The following is a 14,686-nucleotide window of genomic DNA, read 5'->3' as shown; positions in this document are numbered from 1 at the left end:
GTCCGGTGAGCACCCCGGTCGTCCTGATCTCCCCCGCGATGGCGGTCCCCTCGTCCTTCTACGCGCCGCTCGTGGCGGCCTTCGAGCAACGCGGCTGGGAGGCGCGCGCCCTCCCTCGACGCGGCTTCGAGCGCGATCTCCCACGGGCCTCGCGCCGCCACGACTGGTCGTACGCCGACGAGATCGCCGACACCCAGGCCGCCATCGATGCCGCGCGGAACGAGCACCCCGGGCGGCCGGTCGTGCTGTTCGGGCACAGTCTCGGCGGCCAGCTCGGCGGCGCGATCCAGATCGGAGCGCGTCCCGCCGATGCGCTGGTGCTCGTGGGCGTGTCCCTCCCCCACTTCCGCCACTACCCCCGGATCGGGCTGCCGCTCGCCGTCATGGCGTCGACCGTCCCGCTGGTCGGGCTCGTGCGCGGATACGTTCCCAAGCCGTGGTTCGGCGGCCCCGGCGCGCGCACCCTCATGAGGGAATGGGCCCGTGTGGTCCGCACCGGTCGCCCGCCCTACGCGGTGGAACGGCGCATCACGCGCCCCACACTCGCCGTGCACCTGGCGGGCGACGGATTCTCGATCGAGGCGGCCGCGCACCGGTTCGAGCGGACACTCGTCGAGCCCGACGCGCTGACCACCTGGGAGTACACCCGCGACCTCGTGCCCGAGGGCGGCTCCACCCACCACGTGCTGTGGGCGAAGCACCCCGGACCCGTCGTCGACCGCGTGGTGCGCTGGTGGACCGATCAGGCGAACGCCTCGACCGGCGGGCAGGAGCAGACCAGGTTCCGGTCGCCGTAGGCGTTGTCGATCCGCCCCACGGGCGGCCAGTACTTGTCCTGCGTCGTGCCGGCCGGGAAGACGCCCTCGGCGACGGGGTACGGGTGCGTCCAGTCCACCAGCTCGTGCGCGGCGTGCGGGGCGCTCACCAGCGGGTTGTCCGTGGCGTCGTACTCCCCCGCAGCGACCCGGTCGATCTCGGAGCGGATCGCCAGCATCGCCTCGCAGAAGCGGTCGAGCTCGGCCAGGTCCTCGGACTCGGTCGGCTCCACCATCAGCGTGCCGGCCACCGGGAAGCTCATGGTCGGGGCATGGAACCCGTGGTCGATGAGCCGCTTGGCGACGTCGTCGATGCTCAGGCCCGCGTTCTTGGTGATCTCGCGCAGATCGAGGATGCACTCGTGGGCCACGAGGCCGTGGTCGCCCGAGTAGAGCACCGGGAAGGCGTCGCCGAGACGCGCCGCGACGTAGTTGGCCGCGAGCACGGCCACCGACGTGGCGTCGGTGAGGCCGTCGGCGCCCATCATCGCCACGTAGGCGAACGGGATCGGCAGGATGCCGGCCGAGCCGTACGGGGCGGCGCTGATGGTGCCCGCGGCCTGCCGCCGGTCGGCGTCGGGGTGGAAGGGGTGCTTGGGCAGGAACGGCACCAGGTGCTCGCCCACGGCCACCGGGCCGACGCCCGGGCCACCGCCGCCGTGCGGGATGCAGAAGGTCTTGTGCAGGTTCAGGTGCGACACGTCGCCGCCGAAGTCGCCGGGACGGGCGTGGCCCAGCAGCGCATTGAGGTTGGCGCCGTCGACGTACACCTGGCCCCCGTGCTCGTGGACGATGTCGCACAGCTCGCTGATGCCGTGCTCGTACACGCCGTGCGTCGACGGGTAGGTCACCATGATCGCGGCGAGGTCGTCGGCGTGGGTCTCGCACTGGGCGCGCAGGTCGTCGAGGTCGACCTCGCCGGCGTCGGTCGCCTTGACGATCACGACGCGCATGCCCGCCATCACGGCCGAGGCCGCGTTCGTGCCGTGGGCCGAGCTGGGGATGAGGCAGACGTCGCGGGCCTGCTCACCGCGGCTGCGGTGGTACTCGCGGATGGCCAGCAGGCCGGCGAACTCACCCTGCGAGCCGGCGTTCGGCTGCACCGAGACCGCGGCGTAGCCGGTGACGGTGGCCAGCCACGACTCCAGCGTCTCGACCAGCTCGATCATGCCGGCGGCGTCGCGCGCGGGCACGAACGGGTGCAGGTCGGCGAAGCCGGGCCAGCTGATCGGCTCCATCTCGGTGGTGGAGTTGAGCTTCATCGTGCAGCTGCCCAGCGGGATCATGCCGCGATCGAGCGCGTAGTCCCGATCGCTCAGCCGGCGCAGGTAGCGCAGCATCTGGGTCTCGCTGCGATGCTCCACGAACACCGGGTGTGTGAGGATCTCGTCGTCGCGCAGCCAGGCCGGCTCGAGGGAGGCGTCGGCCTCGTCGGGCAGGCTCCCGGCGCCGAACGCCGCCAGCACGGCCTCGAGGTGCGCGTCGGTGGTGGGCTCGGACACCGCGATGCCGACGCGGTCGTCGTCGAAGCGCCACAGGTGGATCTCGGACTCGCGCGCCGCGGCGACGACCTCGGCGGCGCGTCCCGGCACGACGGCGGTCACGGTGTCGAAGAACCGGTCGGACGCGACCTCGATGCCCGCGGCACGCAGCCCCGCCGCCAGGCGCGAGGCACGATCGTTGACCTCGGTCGCGATCACGCGGAGACCTTCAGCGCCGTGGTAGACCGCGTACATCGCGGCCGTGACCGCCAGCAGCACCTGGGCGGTGCAGATGTTGGACGTCGCCTTCTCGCGGCGGATGTGCTGCTCGCGCGTCTGCAGCGCGAGGCGGTAGGCCGGACGGCCGGCCGAGTCGACCGAGACGCCGACGAGACGCCCCGGCAGGTGCCGCTCCAGTCCGGAGCGCACCGCCATGAAGCCGGCGTGCGGTCCGCCGTAGAACATCGGGACGCCGAAGCGCTGGGTCGAGCCGACCACGACGTCGGCGCCGAGGCTGCCCGGCGAGCGCAGCAGGACCTGGGCCAGCGGGTCGGTGACGACCACGGCGAGCGCCCCGGCCGCCTTGACCGCGTCGATCACGGGCGCGAGGTCGATGACCGTGCCGTCGGCGCGCTGGTAGGCGATGATGACGCCGCTGAACTCGCCCTCGGGCAGGCCCTCGCGCAGGTCGGCCTCCACGAGCGGCAGCCCCACCGCCTCGGCCCGCGTGTGCAGCACCGCGAGGGTCTGGGGCAGGAGTCCGTCGTCCACGACGACCGGCAGGTCGGTGCGCTTGCGGTCGGCGCGGCGCACGAGCGTGAGCGCCTCGGCCGCGGCGGTGCCCTCGTCGAGCAGCGAGGCGTTCGCGGTGGGTAGTCCGGCCAGGTCCTCCACCATGGTCTGGAACGCGAGCAGCGCCTCGAGGCGGCCCTGCGAGATCTCGGGCTGGTACGGCGTGTAGGCGGTGTACCAGGCGGGGTCCTCCAGCACGTTGCGGCGGATGACGGCCGGGGTCGTGGTGGGGTGGTAGCCCAGGCCGATCATCGAGACGCCCGGGGTGTTGCGGTCGGCCAGCTCACGCAGGCGGGCGGTGGCCTCGGTCTCGCTCGCGGCCGCCGGCAGTCCGTCGAGGACCGAGCGGATGCCCGACGGCACCGCGGCCTGCATCAGGGCGTCGAGGCTGTCGTAGCCGAGCCGCTGGAGCATCGCGGCCTGGTCGGACGCGCGCGGACCGATGTGACGGTCGACGAAGCGGGTGGCGGGCTGGCGGGCGGACTGGGGCGTGGGGACCGACTGCGACATGGGCGGGACTCCGAGGGCTCGACGACAAGGCCCTCCCCCTCTGTCGTCGCGCCAGCGGCACGCCTTCAGAGTCGCCTGTGACGTACGGTCCTGTGGCCTGAGAGGTTCCGGGGAGGAATTGCCCCTTCGGCGCCCTGGGACGGGACTCTCCCGTACGGGTCGAACGGCGTGACCAGCCTACCCCGAGCGATGTCGGGGCGGGCGGAGCGTCCGTCAGTTGGCCTTGCGGGCGCGGCGCTGCGACAGCTCGTCGCCGGCGACGGGGACGTCGGCCTCGGCGCGCTCGGTGGGCAGCTCGTGGAGCGAGCCCTCGATCTCCTTCCACACACCGCCGATGGCGATGCCGAAGACGCCCTGACCACCCTGGAGCAGGTCGACGATCTCGGTGGCGGAGCGGCACTCGTAGACGCTGGCGCCGTCGCTCATGAGGGTGACCTGCGTGAGGTCCTCGGTGCCGCGCTCGCGGAGGTGGTCGATCGCGGTGCGGATCTGCTGGAGCGAGACACCGGCGTCGAGGAGACGCTTGATGATCTTGAGCAGCAGGATGTCCTTGAAGGAGTACAGGCGCGCGGTGCCCGAGCCGGTGGCCGAGCGGACCGTGGGCTCGACCAGGCCGGTGCGGGCCCAGTAGTCGAGCTGGCGGTAGGTGATGCCGGCGGCGTTGCAGGCGGTGGGGCCGCGGAAGCCCGTGTCCTGGGGCATGGGGGCGAGGTCGTCGTCGAACAGCAGGCCCTGGGCGCTGGCCTGTGCCCGCGCCTCCGCTGCCTCGTCACGAGGTTCGATCATGATCACGCCTTCCTGGCGGCCGGTGGACGGCCTCCCACAACAAGAGAACCACACCACTGTGGTCTTGCGTACCCTCAAGTTAGACGTGAGAGTCTCTCGACGCACGCACCGGCGCGCGTGTCGGCCGGCAAAAACTCTCAACCCTCACTTGAGGGCTTCTCGAAGTCCTCGGGGTCGACGTGGTCGAGGAACTCGCGGAACTGCTGGACCTGCTCGTCCTCGTCGGGCGTCTGGGCGAAGCCGGCGACGTCGAGCACGTCCTCGGCACACACCACGCGGACTCCCGTTCGCAGGGCGAGGGCGATCGAGTCGGACGGGCGGGCGTCGACGACCGCTCCCCCGGCGAACGCGAGCTCGGCGTAGAAGACCCCGTCGCGCACGTCGACGATCCGGACCTCGGTCAGCTCGTCCCCCAGGCCCTCGATGATCGAGGCCATCAGGGCGTGCGTCGGAGGTCGTGGGGCCACGGTGCCCTGCTGGGCGAAGGCGATGGCCGAGGCCTCGATCGCGCCGACCCAGATCGGCAGGTACCGCGTGCCCTCGCGCTCGCGCAGCAGGATCAGCGGCTGGTTGGTGGGCATCTCCACCCGGACTCCGACGATGTCGAGTTCGCGCACGGCGACCTCCTGTCAGGTGCGCAGGCCGGCGCGGACGAGCACCGTGTGCAGGCGCACGTTGAGCGCGGCCAGCTCGGCGAGGTTCGCGGCGGCCCCGGACTGCTGGCGGGTGGCCGGCGGGACGACCTGGTCGAGCAGGCCCACTTCGCGGTCGGCGGCGCTGCGGAAGCCGCGCAGGTGACGCGGCTCGAGGCCCAGCTCGGCCAGCTGGCCGACGAGGGACGCGACGACGAGGTCGTCGGTGTCGTAGTACCGCTGATTGGGACGGCGCCGGATGAGCTCGAACTCCTCGACCTGGTCGAGGGTCTGGGCGTCGATCCCGGCCGCGTCCATCAGCTCGTCGCGGGTCATGCGGGTGGACCCGCCGCCCTCGGTGATCGACTGCGGCGTGGGCGTGCCGTCGGCGGCGAGCGTCACCTGCGGCACGCGCAGGGTGGCCCGAAGCTCGGTGTCGGGCACCTCGCCGGAGTCCATCTGGTCGAGGACCTGCCGGATGTGGCTCAGCGGCCAGTAGCGGTCCTTCTGCATGCGCAGCACGAACCGCAGCCGCTCGACGTCGCCGTAGCTGAACTTGCGGTAGCCCGAGGGCGTGCGGCGCGGCTCGACGAGGCCCTGCTCGTCGTAGTACCGGATCCGGCTCTGCGAGATGTCGGGGAACTCGCCGGAGAGCTCGGCGATCACCTGGGAGATGCCGAGCAGCGGTTCGCGCCCGGCCTCACTCGTGGTCATTGACCACCTTCGGAGGCCACGGTGCCGGGGAAGTAGATGAGGCGGTACTTGCCGAGCTGGACCTCGTCGCCGCCCGCGAGCGGGATGTCCCCGTCGATACGGTCGCGGTTGACGTAGGTGCCGTTCAGGCTGCCCAGATCGGTGACGACGTACCCGCTCCCGCGGCGCGAGAAGGTCGCGTGGCGGCGGGAGACGCTGATGTCGTCGAGGAAGATGTCGCTGGAGGGGTGCCGGCCGGCCGAGACGACGTCCTGGTCGAGCAGGAAGCGCGAGCCGGCGTCGGGCCCGCGCTGCACGAGGAGCATCGCGTTGCCGACCTGCAGGTTCTCGACCGCGAACACGTCGCCGGCCGACATCTCCTCGGTGTCGGCGTCGATGACCGGGATGAAGTTGGTCTCATCGAAACCGTCCGGCGTCGTCACCGCGATCAACTCCGTCTCAAGTAGAGCTTGAAGGTTTGCTCAAGTGGGGGTTCAAAGTTCCTTCGAACCCAAACCTAACACCCGTGGCCCGACCGGTCAGCCGGTCACCAGAGCCGAGTACGCCTCGGCCGTGAGCAGGCCCGACGTGACGTCGTCCTCGCTCGTACGGACCTTCAGCAGCCAGCCCTCGCCGTAGGGATCGGAGTTGATCACCTCGGGGGTCGCCTCGAGCGCGTCGTTGCGCGCGATGACCTCGCCGGAGACCGGCGTGAAGACGTCGGACACCGACTTCGTGGACTCCAGCTCGCCCACGACGGTGCCCCCATCCACGGAGTCGCCCTCGGCGGGCAGGTCGACGTAGACGATGTCGCCGAGCTGGTCCTGTGCGAAGTCGGTGATGCCGATGATGGCGACGTCGCCCTCGACGCGCACCCACTCGTGCTCGGCGCTGTAGAACAGGTCCTCAGGAATCATGGTCGTCCTCCATCTTCAGGCGATCAGTCGTTCGCGGGTCGAGCGTACTGGGGCTCGGGGGTGTCAGCCACAGCGGTCACACGGATGCGCTGCCGCTCCTCGACCGAGACGTCTCCCCCGCGGCTCTCGACACGATCGGCGAGCCCGCCGCGGAAGGTGACGGCGTCGGCGAGCGTCTCGGGGTCCCCGATCACCTCCATCACGTACGGGGGCTTGAGCACCCGGCCGCTGACGCGGACCCCGGCGTCGTCGTCGAGGAACCACGTCTGGGCCACCACGCGAGCCACGCCGTTCAGGGCGATGACCTCGGCGCCCGCGTCACGCATCTCCTGCACCGCGTCGAGCAGCACCGAGGCTGTGACGGCCCCCGGGGGTGCGGTGATCGAGATCTCGATGCCCGCCCCCTCGGCGCCGACGGTGCCCGCGAGGATCGCCAGCGAGTTGGCCCGCTCGACCGCGGCCTTGCGGGCCTCGGCCGAGCTCTCGCTGGAGTCGCGCAGGTCGTCCCGCGAGGCGCGCAGGGTCTCGATCTGCTGTGACAGGCGGGTGTTCGTCGCGTCGAGCGACTTCAGCAGCTCGGCCAGCTCGACGCCTCGGACCCCGCTGAAGTCGTCGGTCTCGTCGTCCTGGCTCCACTGCACCGTCATGGTGAACGCGAGCAGACCCACGAGCAGCGCCACGACCCAGGCCGAGCGGCTGCGGAGGTCACGCATGGAAGATCAGCCGGCGGATGGCGGCGGAGTTGGCGAAGATCCGGATGCCCAGGACGACGATGACGCCGGTGGACAGCTGCGAGCCCACGCCGAGCTGGTCGCCCAGGAACACCATCACCGACGCGATGGCCACGTTGGACACGAACGAGACCACGAAGACACGGTCGTCGAAACGGCCCTCGAGGAACGCGCGCGCGGCACCGAGCACGGCATCGAGCGCGGCGATGATGGCGATCGGCACGTACGGCTGGAGCGCGGTGGGCACCGTGGGCTGCAGCACGAGGCCGATCGTGACACCCACCACGAGACCGATGACCGGGATCACGAGACGCTCCTCCTCAAGGGTTCGGCCGAGACCGTCAGCCGCGACTCAGGGGCGGCGGGCAGCTCGACGTCGTCTGATCCTCGCACGGCGAACCTGATGCCATCGGCTTCGGCGCGCGCGGCGAGGTAGCGGCCCGACGGCCCCTGCTCCCACTGGTTCTGCAGGGAGTCCGGGTCACCGATCGCCGCGATCACGAGCGGCTCGGTGACGGATCGGTAGTTCACGGTGATCGCCTCGCCCGCCGAGCGGATCGCCGACGTCGACGTGAGCCGGTGTCCCCCGACGGCCACGGCCTCCGCGCCGGCGAGCCACAGGCCGTTCACGATGAGCTGCACGTCGCTGTCGGTGAGCTGCCCGCCGGGACGGTCCTCGTTGGCGGACGACTCGACCGTCAGCTCGACGCCCGGGCCGGCGACCGCCGTGGACCCGGCCGCGACGCGCAGCGCCTCCGTGCCGGGGCCGTCGACGATGGACTCGGCCTGGAGGTCGGCGATCTCGCCCTGCAGGCCGGCGACCGTCTCCTGCTTGTTCGCGACCAGGTCCTCGCGCACGCGGATGTTCTCGATCAGCGCGTTGCGCTCGACCTCGGTGGCCGGCCGGTCGATGCGGGTCTGGACGGCCGCCACGGTGATCATGAGCGCGAAGACCGCCACCGCGACGCCGGCGAGCAGCCTGGAGACCTGCCCGGGAGGGGTGTCGTGGGCGACGTAGTAGTCGTCGTCGAGAGCCGTGGCCGCGAGCCGGTCGAGGATCGACTCGGCCTCCCGCACCGAGGAGGCCTCCTCGGTCCGCTCGCTCATCGCACCCGCGGGGTCGAGGTCAGCAGACGCCGCACCTGGACGGCGTAGAGGATGCCGGCCCACCAGTAGAGGCTGACGCCCCAGATGGTGAACGCCCAGCCGAAGACGCGGGCGAGGTTGGCGACGGCGCCGTCACCGTCGCCGAGCAGCAGCAGCGGGAAGGCGTAGAGCAGTCCGGCGGTGGCGGCCTTGCCCAGGAAGTGCACCGGCAGGGCGCTGAAGCCGCGCGTGCGCAGGAACGGGACGAGGGAGAACAGCACCACGTCGCGCAGCGGCAGGATCACGGCCAGCCACCACGGGATGATGTCGCGCAGGCCCAGGCCCACGACGACCGCGAGGATGTAGAGCCGGTCGGCCACCGGATCCAGGACCGCGCCGAGCCGGGTGGTCTTGCCGGTGGCGCGGGCGATCTTGCCGTCGAGGTAGTCGGTGATGCCGGAGACGACGAGCACGCCGATCGCGAGCAGGTCGGCCTCCGGGACGAGCACGAGCCACAGGAAGACGGGCACCAGCAGGATCCGGATGGCGCTCAGCAGGTTCGGCACCGTGAAGAGCTCGCCGCTGAGCGAGGGCTTCTCGGGGGTGGACTCCTCCGTGGCCTTCGGCCGAGGGTCGGGCCGCGGATCGACCGAGGGCTCCACCGGCTCGGGCACGGGAACGGCTCGCTCGGAGCGCGAGTCGGCCTCGGAGGTCGGAGCGACCTCGAGTTCCTCCTCGCCCTCGATCCGGCGAACGCGCTTGCCTGCCACGGCCACAGCCTACCGGCGGCGGTCCCGCGATCCGGGCTGACCTTGCCTCGGGGAACACAACTGACAGACTGAGGCTTGAACCCAACGAGTACTTCATCCACAACGACCAGGAGGACGCGTGGCCGACTACACCCTGCCCGACCTGCCCTACGACTACGGGGCACTCGATCCCCACATCTCCGGCAAGATCATGGAGCTGCACCACAGCAAGCACCACCAGAACTACGTCAACGGCCTCAACACCGCCCTCGAGAAGCTCGAGGAAGCGCGTTCGGTCCAGGAGTTCGGCACGATCAACCTGCTGGAGAAGAACCTCGCGTTCAACCTCGGCGGCCACATCAACCACTCCATCTTCTGGAAGAACCTCTCGCCGGACGGCGGCGACAAGCCGACCGGTGAGCTGGCTGCCGCCATCGAGGACAACTTCGGCTCGTTCGACGCCTACCGGGCGCAGTTCGAGCAGGTCGCCCTCGGCATCCAGGGCTCGGGTTGGGCCATCACCGCGTGGGACACGCTGGGTCAGCGGCTGGTCATCGTCCAGCTCTACGACCAGCAGTCCAACATCCCGGCGACCCTGATCCCGATCTCCCAGCTCGACATGTGGGAGCACGCGTTCTACCTCGACTACCTCAACGTCAAGGGCGACTACGTCAAGGCGTTCTGGAACATCGCGAACTGGGCCGACGCCCAGGAGCGCTTCACCGCGGCCACGAGCGGCGGTCAGATCCTCTTCTGACCTCCTGCCCCGGCCGGGGCGAACCACACGACTGCCCGGTCACCGTGAGGTGGCCGGGCAGTGGTGTGTCCGGGTGCGTCAGCGACGCGAGGCGTCGTCGCTCAGGCCGGCGAGGTAGGCGTTGTACTGCTCGAGGGCCGCGTCGTCGTCGCGGTCGGCGGCCCGGTCCGATCGGGTGGCCTCGCGCGAGTCGGACCGGAACCACTGGACGAAGATCGCCCCGATGACCAGCAGGAGCGGGATCTCGCCCATCGCCCAAGCGATGCCGCCGCCGAGGTACTGGTCCTGCGCGAGATCGGTGAGGTAGGGCCGCTCGAGCGCCTGGTAGTACGACTCGGCGATCACGACGTCGGCGGACATGAGTGCCACGGAGAAGAACGCGTGGAACGGCACCGAGAGCATCAGCACGCCGAATCGGGCCAGCGGGCTGAGCCGCACCGGCGACGGGTCGACGCCGATGATGACGTAGTAGAACAGGAAGCCCGAGAGCAGGAAGTGCAGCTCCATGAAGGCGTGGCCGGAGTGCGTGCGCATCATCGACTCGAACAGGCCGGAGTAGTAGACGGCGTACAGCGTGCCGAGGAAGATCACCGCGGCCACGATCGGGTTCGTGTAGAAGCGGGACACCCGCGAGTGCAGGGCGTCGCGCAGCAGCGACCGGGGCGAGTGCTCGCCGGGGCGTCGCGGTCCGGGCAGCGTGCGCAGGGCGAGGGTCATCGGCGCGCCCAGCACCAGGAAGATCGGCGCCACCATCGACAGCATCATGTGGGACACCATGTGGAGGCTGAAGGCGACGCTGGAGTACTGCCCCAGGCCGCCGAACGTCGCCCACGCGACGATGGTCAGGCCGAGGAACCAGCTGATCGTGCGGCCGATCGGCCATGCGTCATTGCGTCGGCGCATCACCAGCAGGCCGGTGACGTAGAGCGCCGTGCCGAAGCCGACCACGGCCAGGCCGATGCCGTCGGGGTAGAAGCCGAACAGGACCCGCGTCACCGTGGGCTCGGGCGGCAGCGAGCGACCCAGCAGGAGCTCGGCCGGCGTGGTGAGCACGTCCTCCCCCACCGGCGTGGCCGTGCGTCCGAGCACGACCGCCAGCGCGAAGGTCACGGTCATCAGCGCGACCTCGAGGATCGCGAAGCGCGCGAAGCCGGCGCCCCGCGAGCGCAACCGCCGCCGCTGGGCGACGCCGATGGCCCCGAGCCCGATGAGCGCGACGGCCTTCAGGACCACCAGGAGGCCGTACGTGGAGTCCAGTCCCCCGAGCGAGCCGAGGTTCACCGAGGCGCTCACCACGCCGGAGACCGCGACCACGACGAAGCACCAGGCCGCGAGGGTCGAGTAGCGGGCGACGGCGTCCTCGAGGCGGCGGCTGCGGCGCAGCGCCACCCAGCCGAGAGCGATCAGGCCGCCCACCCACAGCACGACGCCGACCAGGTGCAGCACGAGGCTGGCGGTGGCGAGCATGTGCGAGCCGGACGAGGCCGAGTGTCCGGTGAGCCCGACCGCGGAGATGCCCAGCAGTGCCACTCCCACGCAGATCGCGAGCTGGCGCACCGAGAAGGTCCAGGAGGTCCACAGCGCCACGACGAGTGCCGCGAGCGCCTGGACGAGCAGGCCGCGACCGGTGGCGAAGACCGAGGCGAAGTCCCAGAGCTGCCCGATCCCCACGTCGTGCATCGGACGGGCGTAGAGGTCGGCGACGTTGGCCCAGTAGAAGACGAGCGACGCGGCGAGCCAGCCCCAGGCCGTGCGCGACGCGATCCGCACCGCCTGGACGGCGAGACCCTCGAGCCGCTCGCCCGAGGGCAGCAGCACCACCGCCACGAGCAGGAAGCCGACCGTGGCGGTGGCGAGCAGGTTGGACAGGAAGCGGGAGATCGGGATGGCCCAGCCGACGACGGGCCCGGGGTCGGGCAGGCCCGCCGGCGCGGGCTGCGGCGTGGCACCGCTCAGGACGACGACGGCGACGAGCGCGAGCAGGCCCAGGCCGCCGACCGCAGCGGCGAACGGGAGCCCGGGGCGGTCAGGAGCGGTCATCGTCCGGCGACGTCGAGCGGCGGCGGAGCACGGTGGCGCCGCCGATGGCGAGCACCACGACGACCACGAGCGCGCCGAGCACGAGGGGCGAGGACCAGACGGAGTCGTCCTTCGCGTCGGCCGCGGTCTCGGTGGGATCGGCCGGATCGGCCGAGATCTGCTCGGAGGGAACGGTCGTGGGGGTCCCCTCGTCGGCCGGCGCCTCGTTGGCGACCGCGTCGGGATTGGTCACCGTGAAGGCGATGGTTCCGGTGATGGGGTGGCCATCGGCCGAGACGACGCGATAATTGACCTCGTACGCGCCATCGGGTGCATCGGCCGACGGCGTGACGACGACACGCGGACCGTCGACCTGCACCTTGGAGTCGATGGCCTTCCCGTCGACGATCACGCCGGCCTCCGACGGCTCGCGCAGGTTCTCGGTGAAGGTCAGCACGACCCGCTCGGGAACCGACTCCAGTCGAGCCCCTTCCGTGGGGTCCGAGGAGATCAGGGAGGTGTGCGCTTGGGCAGGCATCGACCATCCCACGAGGACCGCAGTGACGAGGAGCACAAGAGAAGTCAGACGCACTCCATCAGCCTATCCGGCGGTTGTTCGGAGGGTTTCTGGCCCTTCGGGACCAGAGCCGATGGCACCACAGGAGTGACTGATGGGGATAGCGTGAACAGGGGGTTGGAGCACGTGGTTCACTCACCCGTGGAGGTGTCACACGTGCGTCTGACTCGGGTCTTCGCGGCAGTGACGGTCACGATCGCCGCGTTGGCGGTTCCGACCGCCGCTCACGCCGTGGACCCCACGACTCCCCCGACCACCGGGGCGAGCTCCTCCACGCCGTCCATGGACGTCCCCGATCCGCTCGCGATCGCCCCCAGCGCCGTCACCGAGCTGACCACGCTCGCCCTGCGCTACGAGGCCAATCTCAGCGTGGCCGAGGACCGCCGCAAGGAGGCCGTCGAGCGCCAGCGCGACGCCGACCGGCAGCGCACCATCGCCCGGGCGTACGTGGCCCAGGTGGTCGAGTACGCGATGTCCCCGAACGGCGACCCCTTCGCCCAGAAGCTCACGGCGCTCGCCGCGGCGGAGAACCCCGAGGACCTCATCACCGGGATCTTCAGCACCGAGCAGGTCACCGAGGCCCAGGAGGGACACCTCGGCGACGCCAAGCGGGCGTTCGACGCGGCGCAGGTGCTCCAGGCCCGCGCCGACCGCGCCACCAAGATCGCGGAGAAGGCCGAGGCCAGCGCGGCCCGTCAGCTCAAGCAGGTCGGCCAGATCGCGAAGCAGCTCGGCCTCGGCGCCTCGTCCACGCCCGAGGGCCTGCCCCCGACCCGGGTCGAGCAGGAGTCGTGGAACTCCTCGGTGACCACGTCGTGGAAGCGCTACACCAAGCGACTGGCCCGGCTCGGCGTCAAGGCCCCGCCGGCCGCACGTCTCAAGGCCCGGCGCGGCGTCGGCAGGGCCACGGTCGGCTCCACCACCGTCCAGGTGCTGCCCGCGCAGACCATCCGCATGATCGACGCGCTGGTCGGCCGGATCGGCGACGACTACGCCGCCAGGAACGCCTCCGGCGCCTGGAGCTGTGGCGGCCTCCTGCGGGTCAAGGGCGGCTACGACCTGACCGGCACCCCCGCCCAGCTGTACGCCCGCACGGTGAAGGTCCCGAAGGAGCAGCTGCTCCGGGGTGACCTCGTCTTCTCGGCGACCAAGGCCTCCGGCGTCCACCACGTCGGCGTCTACATCGGCGACGGCCGGATGATCGACGCTCCGGCCACGCGGGCCCAGGTGGGCGTCTCGCTCGTGCCGGCCAAGCCCTTCGCCGTCACCCGCCCCTCGCTCGGCACGGGCCGCAACACCCCGCCGAAGGGCACCGCCTCCTCCCCCACCACCGTCTGCAACGCCACCAAGGCGACCGCGGCGACGCGCCAGGGCTGGACCTTCCCCCTCAAGCAGGGCACGTACTCGATCTCGGCGGGCTTCGGCATGGGCGGCAGCATGTGGCAGTCCACCCACACCGGCCAGGACCTCGCCGCACCCGCCGGCACCCCGATCTACGCCTCGCGCGGTGGCGTCGTGAGCCTGCAGGAGGTCGGCTGGGCCGGCACCCTCGTCACGGTGTCGCACCCCGACGGCACGGCCGAGCGCTACGCGCACTCCTCCAAGGTGCTCGTGCAGGACGGTCAGACCGTCAACGCCGGTGACGAGATCGCGCTGGTCGGCTCACGCGGCAACTCCACGGGGCCGCACCTGCACTTCGAGATCCAGGTCGACGGCAAGTTCATCGACCCGATGCCGGTGCTCGTGCAGTACCTGACCAACAGCGGCGCCGGCAAGGGCTGGGGCGGCTACAGCAACGGCCAGGTCCCCCGCGGCGTCCTGTGCGCCACCGGCGACGCGATGCTGCGCTGCGACGTGGCCAAGCGCGCCAAGCGGCTCGCGGCCGACTTCCGCGGCAGGTTCGGCGAGCGGCTGGAGTTCCGCGCCGGGTACCGCGACATCGTCGGCCAGATCCAGCGCGGCCCTGAGGGCACGCTCGTCGACATCCCGGGCACGTCCCCCTTCGGCTGGGGCACGCGCTTCGAGCTCGGCTCGCTGAAGAAGGCCGAGCAGGCCTGGGTCGCCAAGCGCGCCCGCGCCCTGGGGCTCAAGGCCGAGGGCGGCAACGCCTGGTCCCTGCCCACCGCCTGACGCCGCCGCGG

The 14,686-nt window shown here is 71.2% G+C and carries 15 protein-coding genes and 1 riboswitch; of the genes, 3 read left to right on the top strand and 12 right to left on the bottom strand.

Translation table 11 applies throughout. The features are described from left to right. Positions 1-5 precede the first annotated feature (5 nt). The gene (locus B5D60_RS16040; protein WP_231948913.1) at positions 6-797 is read left to right on the top strand and encodes an alpha/beta fold hydrolase; all 792 of its coding nucleotides are present in this window, start codon (positions 6-8) and stop codon (positions 795-797) included. Here B5D60_RS16040 and gcvP read toward each other — a convergent pair. From gcvP to B5D60_RS15990, 10 genes are all read right to left on the bottom strand, one after another. Continuing rightward, complete coding sequence (gene gcvP / locus B5D60_RS16035; protein WP_078701089.1) at positions 743-3,598, bottom strand: aminomethyl-transferring glycine dehydrogenase; 2,856 nt, start codon at positions 3,596-3,598, stop codon at positions 743-745. The two genes, B5D60_RS16040 and gcvP, sit on opposite strands and share 55 nt — an antisense overlap. A 75-nt stretch (positions 3,599-3,673) precedes the next feature. After that, positions 3,674-3,761, bottom strand: a riboswitch (glycine riboswitch). 50 nt (positions 3,762-3,811) lie between these two features. Next, a complete protein-coding gene (locus tag B5D60_RS16030; RefSeq protein WP_078701496.1) occupies positions 3,812-4,384 on the bottom strand; it encodes a MerR family transcriptional regulator in 573 nt (190 codons plus the stop codon). Between the two features lie 137 nt (positions 4,385-4,521). Beyond that, the gene (locus B5D60_RS16025) at positions 4,522-5,001 is read right to left on the bottom strand and encodes a bifunctional nuclease family protein (RefSeq protein ID WP_078701088.1); all 480 of its coding nucleotides are present in this window, start codon (positions 4,999-5,001) and stop codon (positions 4,522-4,524) included. Between the two features lie 12 nt (positions 5,002-5,013). Further along, complete coding sequence (gene ftsR, locus B5D60_RS16020; protein WP_078701087.1) at positions 5,014-5,730, bottom strand: transcriptional regulator FtsR; 717 nt, start codon at positions 5,728-5,730, stop codon at positions 5,014-5,016. After that, complete coding sequence (locus B5D60_RS16015; protein WP_446678467.1) at positions 5,727-6,152, bottom strand: FHA domain-containing protein; 426 nt, start codon at positions 6,150-6,152, stop codon at positions 5,727-5,729. The genes ftsR and B5D60_RS16015 overlap by 4 nt, the downstream gene beginning before the upstream one ends. 96 nt (positions 6,153-6,248) lie before the next feature. Beyond that, on the bottom strand, positions 6,249-6,626 hold the full coding sequence (gcvH, locus tag B5D60_RS16010) for a glycine cleavage system protein GcvH (protein WP_078701086.1): 378 nt from the start codon (positions 6,624-6,626) through the stop codon (positions 6,249-6,251). Between the two features lie 23 nt (positions 6,627-6,649). Then, positions 6,650-7,339: a DUF881 domain-containing protein gene (locus B5D60_RS16005; RefSeq protein WP_078701085.1), complete on the bottom strand. Its 690-nt coding sequence runs from the start codon at positions 7,337-7,339 to the stop codon at positions 6,650-6,652. Then, the gene (locus B5D60_RS16000) at positions 7,332-7,664 is read right to left on the bottom strand and encodes a small basic family protein (RefSeq protein WP_078701084.1); all 333 of its coding nucleotides are present in this window, start codon (positions 7,662-7,664) and stop codon (positions 7,332-7,334) included. The genes B5D60_RS16005 and B5D60_RS16000 overlap by 8 nt, the downstream gene beginning before the upstream one ends. After that, entirely contained in the window at positions 7,661-8,464 is an 804-nt protein-coding gene (locus tag B5D60_RS15995; protein ID WP_078701083.1) for a DUF881 domain-containing protein, read from the bottom strand. Before B5D60_RS15995 ends, B5D60_RS16000 begins: the two co-directional genes overlap by 4 nt. After that, the gene (locus B5D60_RS15990) at positions 8,461-9,213 is read right to left on the bottom strand and encodes a CDP-alcohol phosphatidyltransferase family protein (RefSeq protein WP_331712493.1); all 753 of its coding nucleotides are present in this window, start codon (positions 9,211-9,213) and stop codon (positions 8,461-8,463) included. The genes B5D60_RS15995 and B5D60_RS15990 overlap by 4 nt, the downstream gene beginning before the upstream one ends. A 118-nt stretch (positions 9,214-9,331) precedes the next feature. Here B5D60_RS15990 and B5D60_RS15985 point away from each other — a divergent pair, with 118 nt between their 5' ends. Next, complete coding sequence (locus tag B5D60_RS15985) at positions 9,332-9,949, top strand: superoxide dismutase (RefSeq protein WP_078701082.1); 618 nt, start codon at positions 9,332-9,334, stop codon at positions 9,947-9,949. Positions 9,950-10,027: 78 nt separating this feature from the next. Here the strand turns inward: B5D60_RS15985 and B5D60_RS15980 are convergent, their stop codons facing one another. Next, positions 10,028-11,989: a cytochrome c oxidase assembly protein gene (locus B5D60_RS15980; protein WP_078701081.1), complete on the bottom strand. Its 1,962-nt coding sequence runs from the start codon at positions 11,987-11,989 to the stop codon at positions 10,028-10,030. Continuing rightward, positions 11,976-12,506, bottom strand: a complete 531-nt coding sequence (locus B5D60_RS15975; protein WP_153303070.1) for a copper resistance CopC family protein — start codon at positions 12,504-12,506, stop codon at positions 11,976-11,978. Before B5D60_RS15975 ends, B5D60_RS15980 begins: the two co-directional genes overlap by 14 nt. Positions 12,507-12,701: 195 nt before the next feature. On the opposite strand from B5D60_RS15975, the gene B5D60_RS15970 reads away from it, so the two are divergent. Further along, on the top strand, positions 12,702-14,675 hold the full coding sequence (locus B5D60_RS15970; protein ID WP_153303069.1) for a peptidoglycan DD-metalloendopeptidase family protein: 1,974 nt from the start codon (positions 12,702-12,704) through the stop codon (positions 14,673-14,675). Positions 14,676-14,686 lie beyond the last annotated feature (11 nt).

Origin of the sequence: Aeromicrobium choanae, from assembly GCF_900167475.1 — a bacterium.
Lineage (GTDB): Bacteria > Actinomycetota > Actinomycetes > Propionibacteriales > Nocardioidaceae > Aeromicrobium > Aeromicrobium choanae.
The sequence above is the reverse complement of the archived record's forward strand: the minus strand, read 5'-3'. Positions and strand labels throughout refer to the sequence as shown.